We start from the raw sequence: 14,133 nt of genomic DNA on the forward strand, positions 1-14,133 counted from the left end.
TGCCGACGCAAACCGGCCCCCCGCGCCGCGATCACCCCCGAACCGTCAGATCCTCGGCCACTGAGCCAACGCCTCAGGGGCCTCCGGAGGTTCCCCCACGTTCTCTACCAGGCGCGACAGCCGTCGCCGACCGCTGATCCGCAGCGCCGGCCGCGCCCCCCGCGTCCCGATGAGCGTCGGCGCGATTCCCACCCGCATCATCGCCGACGCGAGCGCGGCATGGGTGTCCGGCGCGTGCGGGTCCAACCCGAGCAGGTAGCGGTCGTCGGCTTCCGGACTGCCCGCGGCCAGCGTCCAGGAGCGCAACTCCCGCGGGCCGGGCAGCCACTGCGCGGGCACGGTCTTGACCGCTCCGCGCGTCCACTCCACGGCGATCGCGACCAGTCGGACGTCGAGTGCTGTCCGCACCAGCGGGCTGTTCTCGTCGGTGCGGGAGATCTCGGGGTCCAGGCCGGCCTCGGCGATCATCTCCGCCAACGCCTCGGCACGCCACAGCTGATCGACCACCACCGACAGGCGCGCGGCCTGCCCCTGGGGTCCCCCGGCCAGAACGACCTGTCCCGGCGCAGCCAGAATCCCCGTCAGATCGGCGATCGCCGGCGGCACCGACTCAGCCGAGAAGAAGGACAGCTGGCTCACACTGACGACAGTAGGCCAGCCCGAGCGCGCCGACGTGAACCCCGCGTTGCCGCTGCGCGTCGCCTCACGGCGAAACGAAACACCCCCGCGTCGTCCTGGTGTGGATGGCGCGGGGGTGTTCGAAGAGGTCTTCGGTTACTCAGACGGCGCGAACGCCGGTGGCCTGCGGCCCCTTGGGGCTCTGGCCGACCTCGAACTCGACCTTCTGGTTCTCTTCCAGGGTGCGGAAGCCGGAACCCTGGATCTCCGTGTAGTGGACAAAAACGTCAGCGGAGCCGTCCTCGGGGGCGATGAAGCCGAAGCCCTTCTCCGCGTTGAACCACTTCACAGTTCCCTGTGGCATCTTTCGTAATTTCCTTCTCTTCTTACCGGGAGCGGTCCACCGACTTCCGGCAGACCGGGCCCGTTCCGACCGCCATACCTTCGTGGAGTGCTCGGAACTCGACCCGACCTACAACCCTCGCAGGAACCGCGATCGCAACGTCGTTCCTGCGAGTGCGTATACACGAACACAGAAGCTGCGACCGCGGTAAGTCAACCACGTCTCGCGCTGCTGCGACAGTCCGACAAGCGCTTCAGAACCAACATGTAGGCGACAATTCAGGTACGACGCGATGTAGGGGATGTGTGGAAGGGTCCGAGGTGGCTGATCCGGGGCCGGGTTTCGGCCGCGAGCTGCTGGCCTGCGCGGTCGAGGGCACCCCGGCCGACGAGCACCCGCTGCGCCACGTCGCCGACCTCCCGCCGCGCCGTGCGCGCAGCCTCGCCTGGCCGGCGTGGACGCCCCCAGATGTGGTGCGGGCCTTCCATGATCGCGGAATCGAGGCCCCGTGGTCGCATCAGCTCGCCGCGGCCGAACTCGCCCGCGACGGTCGCCACGTCGTGCTCAGTACCGGCACCGCGTCGGGCAAGTCACTGGCCTACCAGCTCCCGATATTGACGGCGCTGTCGGAGAATCCGCGATCCCGGGCGCTGTACCTGTCCCCGACCAAGGCGCTCGGGCACGATCAGTTGCGCGCGGTGGCCTCGCTGACCGCGGCCGCCGGACTCGACGACGTCGCGCCGACGCCGTATGACGGCGACACCTCCGCCGACGTGCGCCGGTTCGCGCGCGAACGGTCGCGGTGGATCTTCTCCAACCCGGACATGATCCATCTGTCGATGCTGCGCAACCACGCCCGCTGGGCGATCTTCCTGCGTCACCTCCGATACGTCGTTGTCGACGAATGTCATTACTACCGAGGTATTTTCGGATCCAACGTGGCGATGGTGCTGCGCCGCCTGCTGCGGCTGTGCGCCCGCTACGCCCCCGGCGGGGAGATGCCGACCGTCATCTTCGCCAGTGCCACCACGGCCGAGCCGGCGCGCACGGCGTCGGAGCTGATCGGACAGACCGTAGCCGAGGTCACCGAGGACGGCTCACCGCAGGGGGCGCGCACCGTGGCGCTGTGGGAGCCTGCGCTGATCGCCGACCTCGTCGGCGAGAACGGGGCGCCGGTGCGCCGGTCGGCCGGCGCGGAGGCCTCCCGGGTGATGGCCGACCTGATCACCGAGGGGGCGCGCACGATGACGTTCGTCCGCTCACGGCGCGGCGCGGAGCTCGCCGCCCTGGGCGCCCGGGCGCGGTTGGCCGACACGGCACCGGAGTTGGCCGAACAGGTGGCGTCCTACCGGGCGGGCTATCTCGCCGAGGACCGGCGCTCACTGGAACGGGCCCTGGCCGACGGTCGCCTGCGCGGGATGGCGACCACGAACGCTCTCGAGCTCGGCGTGGACATCGCGGGCCTGGATGCCGTTGTGCTGGCCGGGTTTCCCGGTACCGTCGCATCGTTCTGGCAGCAGGCGGGCCGCGCCGGGCGGCGCGGGCAGGGCGCCCTGGTGGTGCTGATCGCCCGCGACGACCCGCTCGACACCTACCTCGTGCACCATCCGGCGGCTCTGCTGGACAAGCCGATCGAGCGGGTGGTCATCGATCCGGGCAACCCCTACGTGCTCGGCCCTCAACTTCTCTGCGCGGCAACCGAATTACCGTTGACCGACGCCGAGGTGCGGATGTGGGACGCCGAGGCGGTGGCGGGCACGCTCGTCGACGACGGACTGCTGCGCCGGCGCCCCAGTGGCTATTTCCCCGCCCCCGGCGTGGACCCCCACCCCGCGGTGGACATCCGCGGGGCGAGCGGTGGGCAGATCGCGATCCTGGAGGCCGACACCGGCCGGATGCTCGGCAGCGCGGGGGCGGGGCAGGCGCCCGCCTCGGTGCATCCCGGCGCGGTCTACCTGCATCAGGGCGAGACCTACGTGGTGGATTCGCTGGATTTCGAGGACGGCATCGCGTTCGTACATGCCGAGGACCCCGGCTACACCACATTCGCGCGGGAACTGACCGACATCACCGCCACCGGCCCCGGCGAACGCTCTGCGCACGGGCCGGTCACCGTCGGCCTGGTGCCGGTGTGTGTGAGCAACACCGTGACCGGATATCTGCGCCGCCGCCTCGATGGGGAGATCATCGACTTCTGCGAACTCGACATGCCCACCCGCACGCTCGACACCATGGCGGTGATGTGCACGATCACACCGGAAGCGTTGGCGGACAGGGGAATCGACCCGCTGCGGATACCCGGATCGCTGCACGCGGCCGAACACGCGGCCATCGGACTGCTGCCGCTGATCGCCAGTTGCGACCGCGGGGACATCGGTGGGGTGTCCACCGCGGTCGGGCCCGTCGACGGGCTGCCGACGATCTTCGTCTACGACGGCCATCCGGGCGGCGCCGGCTTCGCTGCGCGCGGTTACGGTGCGATCGCGCGCTGGTGGGACGCCACCGCCTCGGCCATCGAGGCGTGCGAATGCCCGGCGGGATGCCCGTCGTGCGTGCAGTCACCCAAGTGCGGAAACGGCAACGATCCGCTGGACAAGGACGGTGCCGTCCGGGTGTTGCGCCTGGTTCTCGACGCGCTGACGAGGGGGTGACCCGTGCTGGCGACCGACCCCTCGACAGTCGCCGTGGTTGCCGACAACGGTATCCGTAACCGCCTCGATGGATCGCAACCTACCCCTTCACATGCGGGCGGGGCAAGACCGCGGGGCTGCGCTGTCGTGTTTGCCGCGGCCCGTCGTCGGTAGGATCGACGCATGAGCCACGACTGGATGCTCGTGGAGACACTGGGCAGTGAGCCCACCGTGGTGGCGCAGGGTGCGCGGACCGTCAACCTCATCCCCATCTCGTCGTTGCTGCGGCGCAATCCGCATCTGATGGCGATCCAGACGGCGATCAGTGAGACGGTGCGCGGCGGGTCCGGGTTGAGCAGCATCACCCCGAAGAACGACTGCGTGATCCGCACCGAGGTCGTCGTGATGTCCGACGGCCGCATCCATGGCGTGCAGATGTGGATCGGCGCGGCCGACGAGGAACCGCCCCCGCGCCCGCCGGTGGGCCCCCTGGTGTGGGATCTGACCGCCGGCACCGCCACCGACACCACCGAATCGTTGGAGATCGGCGGCTGGGATCCGACGAAGCAGCCCACGCACGACCGCGCCTTCGCCGACGATCTGCCGCGCCGTGACCTCAAGCCGCACGAGGCCGAGGTCATCAGCATGCTGATCAAACCCGAAGCGGGCGTGACGATCTGCAGCACCTGGGATGTCACCGACTACCGCGGCGAACAGATCACCATCGGATTCGTGGCGCGCTCCCTTGCCGAGACCGACGATGACGGCCGAGATCGTCTGGTGTGCCGGGCGATGAACTGGCGCAGCGTGCGGGAGGGCCGCACGGTGCAGGACGATCTGCTGGCGCAGCGCATCCTCGCGGGCCTGGCCCGGCCGGGCGTGCACCGGGCGCTGGTCGATCCGCAGCACTGGATGCTGGTGAAGTGGCTCGACGACCCGGCGCCGTTCTTCGACTGGCGTGCAGGAATGTCCGGCGCCGAGGGGATCCACCCGGACGACATGGCCACGGCGATGGAGATGGCCGCCGGTTTCGGCAGCGGCGCCGTGTCCGGAGTGCTGCGCGTGATCGCCCGTGACGGCGGATGGACGCCGGTGCATGTGACCGTGCACCGAGTCGAGCTGCGCGAAGGTGTGCATGCCGGGCTGGCCGAGCTGCGCCTGCCGACGCCCACTGAGATCGAGGACGCGCAGCTCGACGAGAGGCAACCGCCCGCGGTGGACGAAAAACGCACGCGCACAAGGAAAAACGGCAAGCGCTGAGCCGTGCTCAGTCCTTTTTCTTCCCGCCGCCGTTGCCCTTGCCGTTCCCATGGCCGTTGCCGGGTCCCGGCGCGGGCTGCGGAGGTGCAGGCGCAGGCTCCTGCACGACGGGAACCGGCGCCGGGGGCGGAGGCGGGGCGACGCTGGTGGTGGGCGGCGGCACGCTCGTGCTGGTGCTGATCGACGCCGGTGACGGTGACGAGGCGAACGGATCCAGCGCCAGTGCCAGTGCCGACACGACGAACGCGGCCAGGATGCCGGCCGCGGCGAGCAGGTAGCGGCGCGGGCGCCTGCGCTGCGACGAGCGGAGTTGCGGCGGCGGCGGGTAGCCGGCGGTCGGCGGCAGCGGTGCGGCCATCACCCTGGTCGCCGGGCGCGGACCGGTGACGACGGGCGCCGGGGCGGGTCCGCCCCTCAGTGCGGCGGGATCGCCGGCGAGTGCGGCCCGCATCTGATCGGAGCTCGCGAAGCGCTGAGCCGGGTCGCGGGCCATCCCGCGTTCGATGACAGCGGCCAGTACGGGGTCGACGTCGGCGCGACAGGCGCTCACCGGCGGTGGCGGGGTGTCGATGATGGCGCGGGCGAGGGCGACGGGGTGGTCGTGCGGGAAGGCCCGGCGCCCGAGCAGCGCCTCGTAGCCGATGACGGCCACGGCGTAGAGGTCGTCGGCCACCGAGGCCGGGGCGCCCATCACCCGTTCCGGGCTCATGTAGCACATGGTGCCGATGATCTGGCCGGTCTTGGTGTCGGCGGCGCCGCCCGTTTTGGCGATGCCGAAGTCGGCGACCTTCATCCGGTCCCCGCTGGCCGAGAGCAGGATGTTGCCCGGTTTGATGTCGCGGTGCAGCACCCCGGCGGCGTGGGCGGCGCCCAGGCCGGCGAGGACGTCATCGAGCACGGCGCGCACCTGATGCGGGGTCATCGGGCCGGCGCCCATCACGTCGTGCAGGGTGCGGCCGGGGAGCCGCTCCATCACGATGAACGGCGAGTCGTCGTGCTCACCGAAGTCGTGCACCGCGACGACGTTGGGATGCTCGAGGGCGGCGGCTGCGCGCGCCTCCACCTCGAACCGTCGACGCAGGTCGGGGTCGCTGTTGAACGCCGGATGCAGCACCTTGATGGCCACGGGTCGGCACAGCCGGGTGTCCCATCCGTCGCGGACCTCGGCCATGCCGCCGCGACCGAGAACGCCGCGTTGTTCGTAGCGGCCCACGAGAAGTTCGCGGCCGGTCATGAGGTGTGCGTAACCCGCCTTACGACGCCGTAAACACGCCCGCCGGTGCTCATCCCGGCTGCACCGGTCCGGCGCGCGCCGACGCCGTCGCCGCGCCGGTCCATCTGGCCGCGAAACCGGGTGCGGCCTCGGCGACCACGATCACGTCCACCCCGTCGACATCGCACCGTGCCACCGTAGCGGCCATCGACCGGGCGATCGCGTCCGCAGCCGAGCAGGCTGCTCGGGGACCTGCGGGCAGCTGGGCGGCCGCGGCCAGTGCCGCCAGATCGGCGGCCGCCGCCGCCCGGTGCCGGGCCACCACCACCGACCCGACCAGCGCGCCCCCCGTGGTCACGGCACCGAGCGCGAGGAGCATCAGCGCGGCGACGACGGTCGCTGCGCCGTGGTCGTCAGCCGCCCGGTTCCACGGCGGACACGCCGCGGGCCGCGATCTCGATGCCGGGCAGCAACGCCGACCTCGCGCTGACCGTCGCGACGACGTACCCGCCGTCCCGGCGCAGGTGCACCCCCGCCCCCGCCGGCGCGACCCGTCGTGCGGCGTCGGCGGCGACGGCGTCGTCACCACGCGCCGCCAACCGCGCCGCCTCTCGGGCCGCGTCGACGCAACGCACCTGCATGGTGACCGCGGTGAGACCCGCCAGGCAGAGCACCAGCATCGCCACCAACGACAGGATCGCGATCGCCGCCTCGACGGTGGCGAAGCCGGCCGCGCCATCTAGACGTTGGTGGTGAGCGCCCGGCTGATGATGTTCGTCAGCGCGCCGACGATCGAGTCGCCGGTGACGACGGTGTAGAGAATGGCGCCGAATGCCGCGGCGGCGATCGTTATCTGCGCGTCCGCTTCCGTCTAAGGCACATTTGGTTGACCGGTGTTGGGTGACGAGTCTGACTGTTATCCACCCTGTCGTTGGCTACGACGTTTACNCCGCGCATTGGACAAAGTTATCTGCGCGTCCGCTTCCGTCTAAGGCACATTTGGTTGACCGGTGTTGGGTGACGAGTCTGACTGTTATCCACCCTGTCGTTGGCTACGACGTTTACCTTCGGTGCGTGTCCAACTCGTATATCGCCGAGAGAGCGGTTTCGGATGCTGATGGGATCGGCCGGTACGTGATCGCGTCAGACTCGTATGTCCTGCATGCCGAGGGTTCGGCCTATCTGGCCGCGCTGCGGTCACAGGGACGTTCCCCCTACACGGAACGAACCTATGCCGGTCGCGTCGCGCTGTTCTTGTCCTATTGCTCGGACATGCAAATCGATTGGCAGACAATCGACTTCGCCGAGCTCAGTCAGTTTCTGAGATGGTTGGTCACGACACCGCCGAAGGGTAGTGCGCGGTTGCGTTCGCCCCAGACTGCGAACCAAATCATGACGACAGTGTGTGAGTTCTTACGGTTTGGCGCCGCGCAGGGATGGGTGCCGCTGGAGTTGATCGATCGGTTGGCGTCCCCGCGTCACGTCCGCTATCTGCCTGGGGCCGGCGACAGCGGCCAAGCTGTGTACTCGGTGGTACAGGTTAAGGCGCTGCGCTTGGCGGCGACGGCGGCGGAGACGAAGAGCTTGAGCCTTGAGCAGGTCGAGCAGCTGATCGTGGCGACCACGAATCCCCGAGACCGCTTCCTTCTAGCGCTGCTGGCGGTAACTGGAATGCGGATCGGTGAGGCACTGGGACTGCGCCGCGAAGATCTGCACTTGCTGGCGTCGTCGACTGTCCTGGGCTGCGCGATCGCTGGGCCCCATGTTCATATTCGGCGGCGGTTGAATGACAACGGCGCAATCGCGAAGGCGCGTGCGCCGCGCTCGATTCCGGTGCCCACCGAGCTGGTCCAGCTTTATGCCGACTATCAGTACGAACGCGACGAGGTCAGTGCAGCGGTCGACTCCGACATGGTGTTCGTCAACATCTACCGCCCGCCGCTGGGGGGCGGGATGCGTTACGGCAACGCCTACGCGCTGTTTGAGCGGCTCTCAACGAAGGTCGGTTTTACCGCCCATCCACACATGCTTCGCCACACCGCAGCCACGGAGTGGATGGAAAACGGTGCCGCACGTGACACCGTGCAGCGGCTGTTAGGGCATGTCTCGCCGATGTCGATGGAGCGCTACTTGCACCCGACCGACGCGACGAAGCGCCGGGCGGTCGAGCGGGTCGCAGCGAAATGGGCGATGCGGTGAGCGCCTCAGCAGCGCAGGGAGCGGCAGCCGAGATCGTTGTCCCGGCATCGGAATCAGTGGATTGGCTGACATGGTTACGCCGCAACGTCGACCTGCGATGGCGGCGCGGGGAGTGGGACCACTCAACGTGGCTGTTCATCGGCGATCTGAGCAACCCTCAGACGGTCAGCCGCCCGTGTGCCACTTGCGGGATCGCTCGGCGCTCCTCAGGCTTGTGCCGGCACTGCGGCAGGGCATACCGCCAATCGGGTTTGACCCTCGAAGAATTCACCGCGACGTACACGCCCCCGGCTCGCCAGAACCGCCCGGGTGAACGACGCGAGGGACCATGCATCGTGCGACGCGATGGCGTGCGTTGTGAACGGATGCCGCTGGCCCAAGGGCTGTGCGAAGACCACAACATCCGCTGGCACGTCTACAAGCATGACCGCCGCTCGCCCAGTCTCAAACGATGGTCGACCACCATCGCCATCCCGTTTGAAGCTTTGCCGGACTGCATGGTGCTGGGATGCGAGGTGGAATCCTCTTACGCCACTGGGCTTTGCATTCTGCACCGCACCCGTTATCGACGCAGCGGCAGCCGCGCCACGATGCAACAGTGGGCCCGCACCCAACCGCCGCATCTGGCCATGAACATGTTCTCGCTGGTTCCATTGGCCGAGCAGATGCGCTGGGAGCTTCTCTACGCACTGCAACGCCGCGATGCCCGAAACGGACGCATGGACGCCTCGGCTGTGCGCTCAGTGGTCACCACCCTGGGGTCAACTCAAAGCCTGGCAACAATTTTCGGCACGCCGAAGTTCGAGCGCCTGCAGGCACGACAGGGCCGCAACGCCAACTCCACTGCTCACTTGTTCGAATTCGCCCGCACCCTGCATGACGCCTACGAAGAGGTCAACGGCCGTGCCCATACCGACCGGCAGGTCTGGGACCTGGTGACCATGGGCCTGGCTCACGACCCGGCGACCCACGGGGGCAGCCGGCGTCGAAAGGGTGCACTCGATTTCACTCCCATCACAGTGAGCTGGCTCAATGACATAACCCGCCGCTGGGCCCAAGCCGAGCTCACTCGCATCCCGACCTACATCGTCGTGGAGACCATCCGCGCGGCCACCGCCGCCTCCGACGGTCTGGCCCGCAGACCCGGCGGCGGCGAAGACCTCGCCGCGTTGGAGGTCGCCGACATGGATGCCGTCGTCGAAGCGTTCCGTGTGCTTGGCCGCCGTGACGGCAAGGGACTGCTGACCGTTCAAACCCGCCGGATCCTGTTCGCAAGGTTCATCGACCTGCTCGACTACGGCCGCGCCACCGGCCCGCTGCGCGACATGTCTGCCTCATTCATCCGCCAGCATCACCACACCATCGCCGACGCCGAGTCACGCAGCGAAGAGCGGGCCCGCCAGGGCCTGCCCGAGCCCGTGATCAGGCTTCTCGACGACAATCTCGACGCCCTGGCCAGCGGAAGACTTCATAGCAGCCTCAACGCAGAGCAGGTCAAGCAGATGTTCCGCTGCGTCTACATCCTGCTGCGCGATACTGGGCGCCGGCCCGGCGAAATCTGCCAGCTGCGCGCCGACTGCCTCCTCGATGGGAACGAACCAGAACTGGTATGGGACAACGTCAAAGGCAAACGGCTGGGTCGTCGACTACCCATCAGCCAGCAGACCGCCGCGGCGATACGCGACTGGCAACAAGTACGTGCCAACGTCCTCATCGCCGAGGCCAGTGCCGAGTACTTATTCCCTGCCCGCTCAAGCACGGCGCCTATCCCGTACCTGCGCACCCAGACAGTCGGTGACGCGCTGCGTATCTGGACGGCATGGATCAACGACAACGTTGTGCTGCCCACCGGCCAAACCCGACCACTGGAAGGTGTCTCCGTCTACGCCTATGCCTTCCGCCACAGCTATGCCCAACGTCATGCCGATGCAGGAGTACCAGTCGACGTCCTGCGCGACTTAATGGACCACAAGAGCATTTCGACCACCATGGGCTACTACGACATATCGCTTCGCCGTAAACGCGAAGCAGTCGCGACCATCGCCGCACTGACCGTTGACCGACTCGGCGCTCGCAAACCGTCCTCTCTGAGCGCCTATGAACTGCGGTCAGTGGCTGTCCCGTACGGCAACTGCACCGAACCGTCCAACGTCAAAGCCGGCGGCCAGGCATGTCCCATACGTTTCCAATGTTCTGGCTGCGGGTTCTACCGACCCGACCCCTCCTACATCCCAGCGATCGAGGACCACCTCCGAGCACTCAAAGCCAACCGGGAAACCGCACAAGCCATCGACGCCGCCAGTTTCGTCATCGACAACCTGAGCGCTGAAATCGACCAATTCGACACCGTGATAGCTGCCATGCGCACCCAGTTGCAAGCACTTGACCCCGGCGAGCGCCGCCGCGTCGAGGACGCCTCAGCTGTGCTGCGGAAAACCCGTGCAGCCCAAGGCAAAACGGTCCTACCCCTGACGGTTGTCAACAGGAACGACCGATGACCGCTCCCCGCACACCCACCGACGTCCTCAAAGACGCCCGCCGACGCGATTCCCACCAGAAACGCGCCCGCGTCTTTGCCGCGGTCGACGAAATCAAACACACCGACACGCCCATCACTTTCGCGCTCATCGCCCGCGCAGCCCAGGTATCGACCTGGTTGGTCTACGCCGACGGGGTCCGCGAATACATCGAAGCCGCCCGCGACTACCAAGCCGCACAACCCCACCGGCAACAACTCGCTGGAACCCGCGCCAGTGAAGCCAGCTTGAGAACTGACCTCGAACTGGCGCGCCAAGACAACCGCACCCTGCGCGCCGAAATCGCCCGACTCACCGACGCACTACGCGAACAACTCGGCCAACAGCTCGACCGCCACAACACACGCGACCTCCGCACTCGAATCGAGGAACTACTCGAAGCCAACCGGGAACTCCACAACGCCAACGCCGAACTCGCTGACGACAACCAAAGGCTTCAAAGTCAACTCACCGAGGCACAAGACGACCTCATCGCCGTCCGAGCCAGCCTGCGCCAGATGATCCGCGACACCAGCGGCCAAATGGAGCCGACATGACGCTCGCACTTACACGACGTGCCGGCCCGGTGAGCCTGCCACCCATATCGAACATACGTTCCGGTGTGGCTCATGGTGAGGCTGTGACCAATGAAGCGGAAGGCGTGTCGTGGCCGCGGCGGGGTCGTCGGGGAACTTACATTCGTGAGATTGATCCCGTTGCGCGATCGGCGTGCGTGCCGCAAGCTGTTCGACATGGCCCAGATCAGCGAAACACTGTTGATCGACCAGGTTGTGCAGCGGCTGACGACCCGTTACGCCGACCTGCCGCCCGAGCACGTGGCCGGCGCCGTGCAGAGCGCCCACGCACGGTTCGAGCAGTGCCCGATCCGCGAGTTTGTCCCGTTGCTCGTCGAGCGGCGGGCCCGCGCGGAATTGTCGCGCAATGCCGGGCTGCTGGCCGTGTCGTCCTAGGGGTTCAACGGATCCGGCTCAGCGTGGCTGCGCTGAGCGCGGCGCCAAGCCCCGACCCTGCGCGTGGTGACCGCCGTCATCGGTGTGGGGTTCGGTGGCAGACCCTCGACGGGGGAATCGCTGCTCGATCGCATCGAGGAGGCGCTGCAGTGCCTGTCGTTCCCAATCTTCGTGCCGGATTTCGCGTTCAATGCGGCGTACCTGATTGAGCTCCCCCCGCAGTTGATACCGCGCCAGGGCGGCCTCGAGGGCGGCTCGTCGATCAGCGAGCAATCTGCCCTGACGGGAAAGCTCCTCGCGGTAGTAGTCGGCCTGCTCAACATTGGCGGCTCGGGCCGCGGCGATGTCGTCATCTCAGATCCGCAACGTGCTCATCTGCCACACCGTAACCCGAGCGCATCGGTAGCGCGCGCGGGAAGCGGCCCTGGCCCGGCCCCCCGGGCGGGCCAGGGCCGCAGACGCCGCGTGTTAGTTCCTCGAGGCGCTCACCAGCGCCGAGGGCCTGGGCATCACATCGCCCCACAGACGCAGTGCGACAGCGCGGTGCGGTGCTGATTGGTCCGTGCCGCACGCCAGGTCGACCAAAGCGCGAGCGATGCTGCCGATACCGACCCCGGTTTCACGCACAGCGCAGGCCAACTCCTCGAACGCCTCCCGCGGCGAACACCCGCGCCATCCCACCAACACGCCGATCGCCACATCGATCACCGTGCGCGACGAGGGGTCTGCACCCCGGCCCAACTCACCCACCTCGTCCATCCCCTTTCGCGCCGCAATCCTGCCAATCACCCTGTTTACCCCCGCGCTATGAACACCAGCCTCCGCACGGACGAACAAACCGGCAGAACGGACTGGGGGCCGCGGCGACAGGGGCCTACTGGCCGACCCTCACTCGCACACACCCTCCCCGGCAAGCCCCGGCAGGTAAGACACCGACCACTTATGCCAACCGGTGCCCTGGTCGACCCCGTCACCGATCCTGACCTGCCGAACGAACTCACCCGCTTCATAGGCAACCGCATTGATGTGGTCGCACAGGTACTTTGAAACCTCGCTCGCTGAGCGATCCGAGGGAACGAACAGGTGCACCGTCTTCCACACTCCCGCCACCCGGCATCCCTTCCCCCGCTTCCAGACCAACCCATCCGGGCCTGGGCCTGTTGCACGCGCTGTCAACAGTGCACAACCTGCCCGCCGGGCGCACCACCATCGGCCAAAGGGGCGACCTGATCATCAGCGACGGACACGACCACTGGGCACGTTTTCAATGCCCACGCTGCGGCGCTGCCAGTCGCCAACCATGTGAGGCGCTTCGCCCCGGCCCTCGCCTCGCCGGATACCACCGCGAACGCGCCTACGGCCAACGCGAACTCCTGGACCTCGGCTACCTCAAGTACACGCTCATCAACGAATCAACCCGGCGTTCACTAGTCCTGTGGCGCCGGCCGACACAACGTCCGGTCATCCGCGACGGCTACGGTCCGACGTAACCGGACAAGCTCGGCTTCGACGTCCGAGAGACGTCCCACATGTGACGGCAAGACAGCCGCCGTCCCACACATGTCGCATAAGGCGCCACCAGCATCAACACGGCTAGTCCCGCCGTCCTGCTACAGAAAACCCTGGGGCACGGTCGGCTGCACCCTGTCCTCGGCTAGTCGCTAAATCGTTTCCCACTCCCCATGCTCGGCTTTCGATCATGAATGGCTGAGCGCTCGCAACAAGCAAGGCCACTGCGCACGGCCCTGCCAGCCCAGAAAGTTATCCCAGAACTCGCAATGACGCTCAAAGAGGCTCGCGGAAAACTTTTCTGAATAAACATTGCGTTCAGCACTCCTAGGGTCGGTCAAATACGTGACCGAGAAAAGGCCAGAGAAAGACTTGGGCTCGTGACGGTCGCGTATGCGCACCCAATACTGGTCGAGAACCCTTGCAGCACTGTATGTATCCCAACAGACGTTATGCGTATGCCCCATCACAATCATGCGCGGCAGGAACGGGATTCGAGTGCATGAAGAGCTCATAAGAAATGACGCGGCGCACCAAACAAATTGACACGAAAACGTTGCTGAACAACAGAGCTTTGATATACAATAGACGTTGTAAACCAATCTTTTCACGTCAACTAATCAGGTCTGGAATCAATGGACATCAATCACCATTTCGAGCCGCACAATATCAGCACTCAGACGACCTCATCGTCAACCGCGCCGGACCCATGGCCAAAGGTCCGCGAACCCACTGACCAGATGAGAGCCCTCACGCGTAAGCATCGTGCCAAACGTCCCTCAACAACCCGATCGCCTGCGACAGGCCATAACCACCCAGTTCAGAAGACCGTTTTTACGAATGACCCAACGCGGCAGGGGCAGATAAACAAAGC

General features: G+C 66.9%; 14 protein-coding genes and 2 pseudogenes. 8 read left to right on the top strand and 8 right to left on the bottom strand.

Features of this window, described 5'->3' with window-relative positions; all coding sequences use genetic code 11:
- Positions 1–45: 45 nt before the first annotated feature.
- Together MCHLDSM_RS02410 and MCHLDSM_RS02415 are read right to left on the bottom strand one after the other, a co-directional pair.
- Complete coding sequence (locus tag MCHLDSM_RS02410) at positions 46–639, bottom strand: hypothetical protein (protein ID WP_048468711.1); 594 nt, start codon at positions 637–639, stop codon at positions 46–48.
- A gap of 139 nt (positions 640–778) precedes the next feature.
- Positions 779–982, bottom strand: a complete 204-nt coding sequence (locus MCHLDSM_RS02415; RefSeq protein WP_006243848.1) for a cold-shock protein — start codon at positions 980–982, stop codon at positions 779–781.
- Positions 983–1,281: 299 nt separating this feature from the next.
- On the opposite strand from MCHLDSM_RS02415, the gene MCHLDSM_RS02420 reads away from it, so the two are divergent.
- The gene (locus MCHLDSM_RS02420) at positions 1,282–3,612 is read left to right on the top strand and encodes a DNA 3'-5' helicase SftH (protein ID WP_048468747.1); all 2,331 of its coding nucleotides are present in this window, start codon (positions 1,282–1,284) and stop codon (positions 3,610–3,612) included.
- Between the two features lie 162 nt (positions 3,613–3,774).
- The gene (locus tag MCHLDSM_RS02425) at positions 3,775–4,851 is read left to right on the top strand and encodes a PAS domain-containing protein (protein WP_048468712.1); all 1,077 of its coding nucleotides are present in this window, start codon (positions 3,775–3,777) and stop codon (positions 4,849–4,851) included.
- A gap of 7 nt (positions 4,852–4,858) precedes the next feature.
- On the opposite strand, the gene MCHLDSM_RS02430 is transcribed toward MCHLDSM_RS02425, so the two are convergent.
- The 4 genes and pseudogenes from MCHLDSM_RS02430 to MCHLDSM_RS40175 form a co-directional block, all read right to left on the bottom strand.
- A complete protein-coding gene (locus tag MCHLDSM_RS02430) occupies positions 4,859–6,085 on the bottom strand; it encodes a serine/threonine-protein kinase (RefSeq protein ID WP_048468713.1) in 1,227 nt (408 codons plus the stop codon).
- A 49-nt stretch (positions 6,086–6,134) separates the two neighbouring features.
- Positions 6,135–6,464: pseudogene (locus tag MCHLDSM_RS38915) on the bottom strand (Rv3654c family TadE-like protein); the annotation flags it as partial.
- A 13-nt stretch (positions 6,465–6,477) separates the two neighbouring features.
- A complete protein-coding gene (locus tag MCHLDSM_RS38920; RefSeq protein WP_231508083.1) occupies positions 6,478–6,744 on the bottom strand; it encodes a TadE family type IV pilus minor pilin in 267 nt (88 codons plus the stop codon).
- Between the two features lie 59 nt (positions 6,745–6,803).
- Positions 6,804–6,914: pseudogene (locus MCHLDSM_RS40175) on the bottom strand (DUF4244 domain-containing protein); the annotation flags it as partial.
- A 224-nt stretch (positions 6,915–7,138) separates the two neighbouring features.
- Here MCHLDSM_RS40175 and MCHLDSM_RS02445 point away from each other — a divergent pair.
- From MCHLDSM_RS02445 to MCHLDSM_RS38320, 5 genes are all read left to right on the top strand, one after another.
- Positions 7,139–8,263: a tyrosine-type recombinase/integrase gene (locus MCHLDSM_RS02445; RefSeq protein ID WP_204814788.1), complete on the top strand. Its 1,125-nt coding sequence runs from the start codon at positions 7,139–7,141 to the stop codon at positions 8,261–8,263.
- Between the two features lie 365 nt (positions 8,264–8,628).
- Positions 8,629–10,761, top strand: a complete 2,133-nt coding sequence (locus tag MCHLDSM_RS02450) for a tyrosine-type recombinase/integrase (RefSeq protein ID WP_053082832.1) — start codon at positions 8,629–8,631, stop codon at positions 10,759–10,761.
- Positions 10,758–11,336: a hypothetical protein gene (locus tag MCHLDSM_RS02455; protein WP_171024473.1), complete on the top strand. Its 579-nt coding sequence runs from the start codon at positions 10,758–10,760 to the stop codon at positions 11,334–11,336. The genes MCHLDSM_RS02450 and MCHLDSM_RS02455 overlap by 4 nt, the downstream gene beginning before the upstream one ends.
- A gap of 150 nt (positions 11,337–11,486) precedes the next feature.
- Complete coding sequence (locus tag MCHLDSM_RS02460) at positions 11,487–11,750, top strand: three-helix bundle dimerization domain-containing protein (RefSeq protein WP_322788679.1); 264 nt, start codon at positions 11,487–11,489, stop codon at positions 11,748–11,750.
- Positions 11,751–11,816: 66 nt separating this feature from the next.
- Positions 11,817–12,305: a hypothetical protein gene (locus MCHLDSM_RS38320; protein ID WP_167542120.1), complete on the top strand. Its 489-nt coding sequence runs from the start codon at positions 11,817–11,819 to the stop codon at positions 12,303–12,305.
- On the opposite strand, the gene MCHLDSM_RS02465 is transcribed toward MCHLDSM_RS38320, so the two are convergent.
- Positions 12,219–12,509 carry an ANTAR domain-containing protein gene (locus MCHLDSM_RS02465; protein ID WP_048468716.1) on the bottom strand — a complete coding sequence of 97 codons (291 nt, stop codon included), beginning with the start codon at positions 12,507–12,509 and terminating at the stop codon, positions 12,219–12,221. The two genes, MCHLDSM_RS38320 and MCHLDSM_RS02465, sit on opposite strands and share 87 nt — an antisense overlap.
- Before the next feature lie 129 nt (positions 12,510–12,638).
- Positions 12,639–12,851 (bottom strand): hypothetical protein, encoded by a 213-nt coding sequence (locus tag MCHLDSM_RS02470; RefSeq protein WP_048468717.1) that lies wholly within the window; start codon positions 12,849–12,851, stop codon positions 12,639–12,641.
- Between the two features lie 77 nt (positions 12,852–12,928).
- On the opposite strand from MCHLDSM_RS02470, the gene MCHLDSM_RS40645 reads away from it, so the two are divergent.
- Complete coding sequence (locus tag MCHLDSM_RS40645) at positions 12,929–13,240, top strand: zinc finger domain-containing protein (protein WP_053855229.1); 312 nt, start codon at positions 12,929–12,931, stop codon at positions 13,238–13,240.
- Positions 13,241–14,133: the final 893 nt, after the last annotated feature.

The sequence above is a fragment of the Mycolicibacterium chlorophenolicum genome, assembly GCF_001044235.1.
Classification (GTDB): Bacteria; Actinomycetota; Actinomycetes; order Mycobacteriales; family Mycobacteriaceae; genus Mycobacterium; species Mycobacterium chlorophenolicum.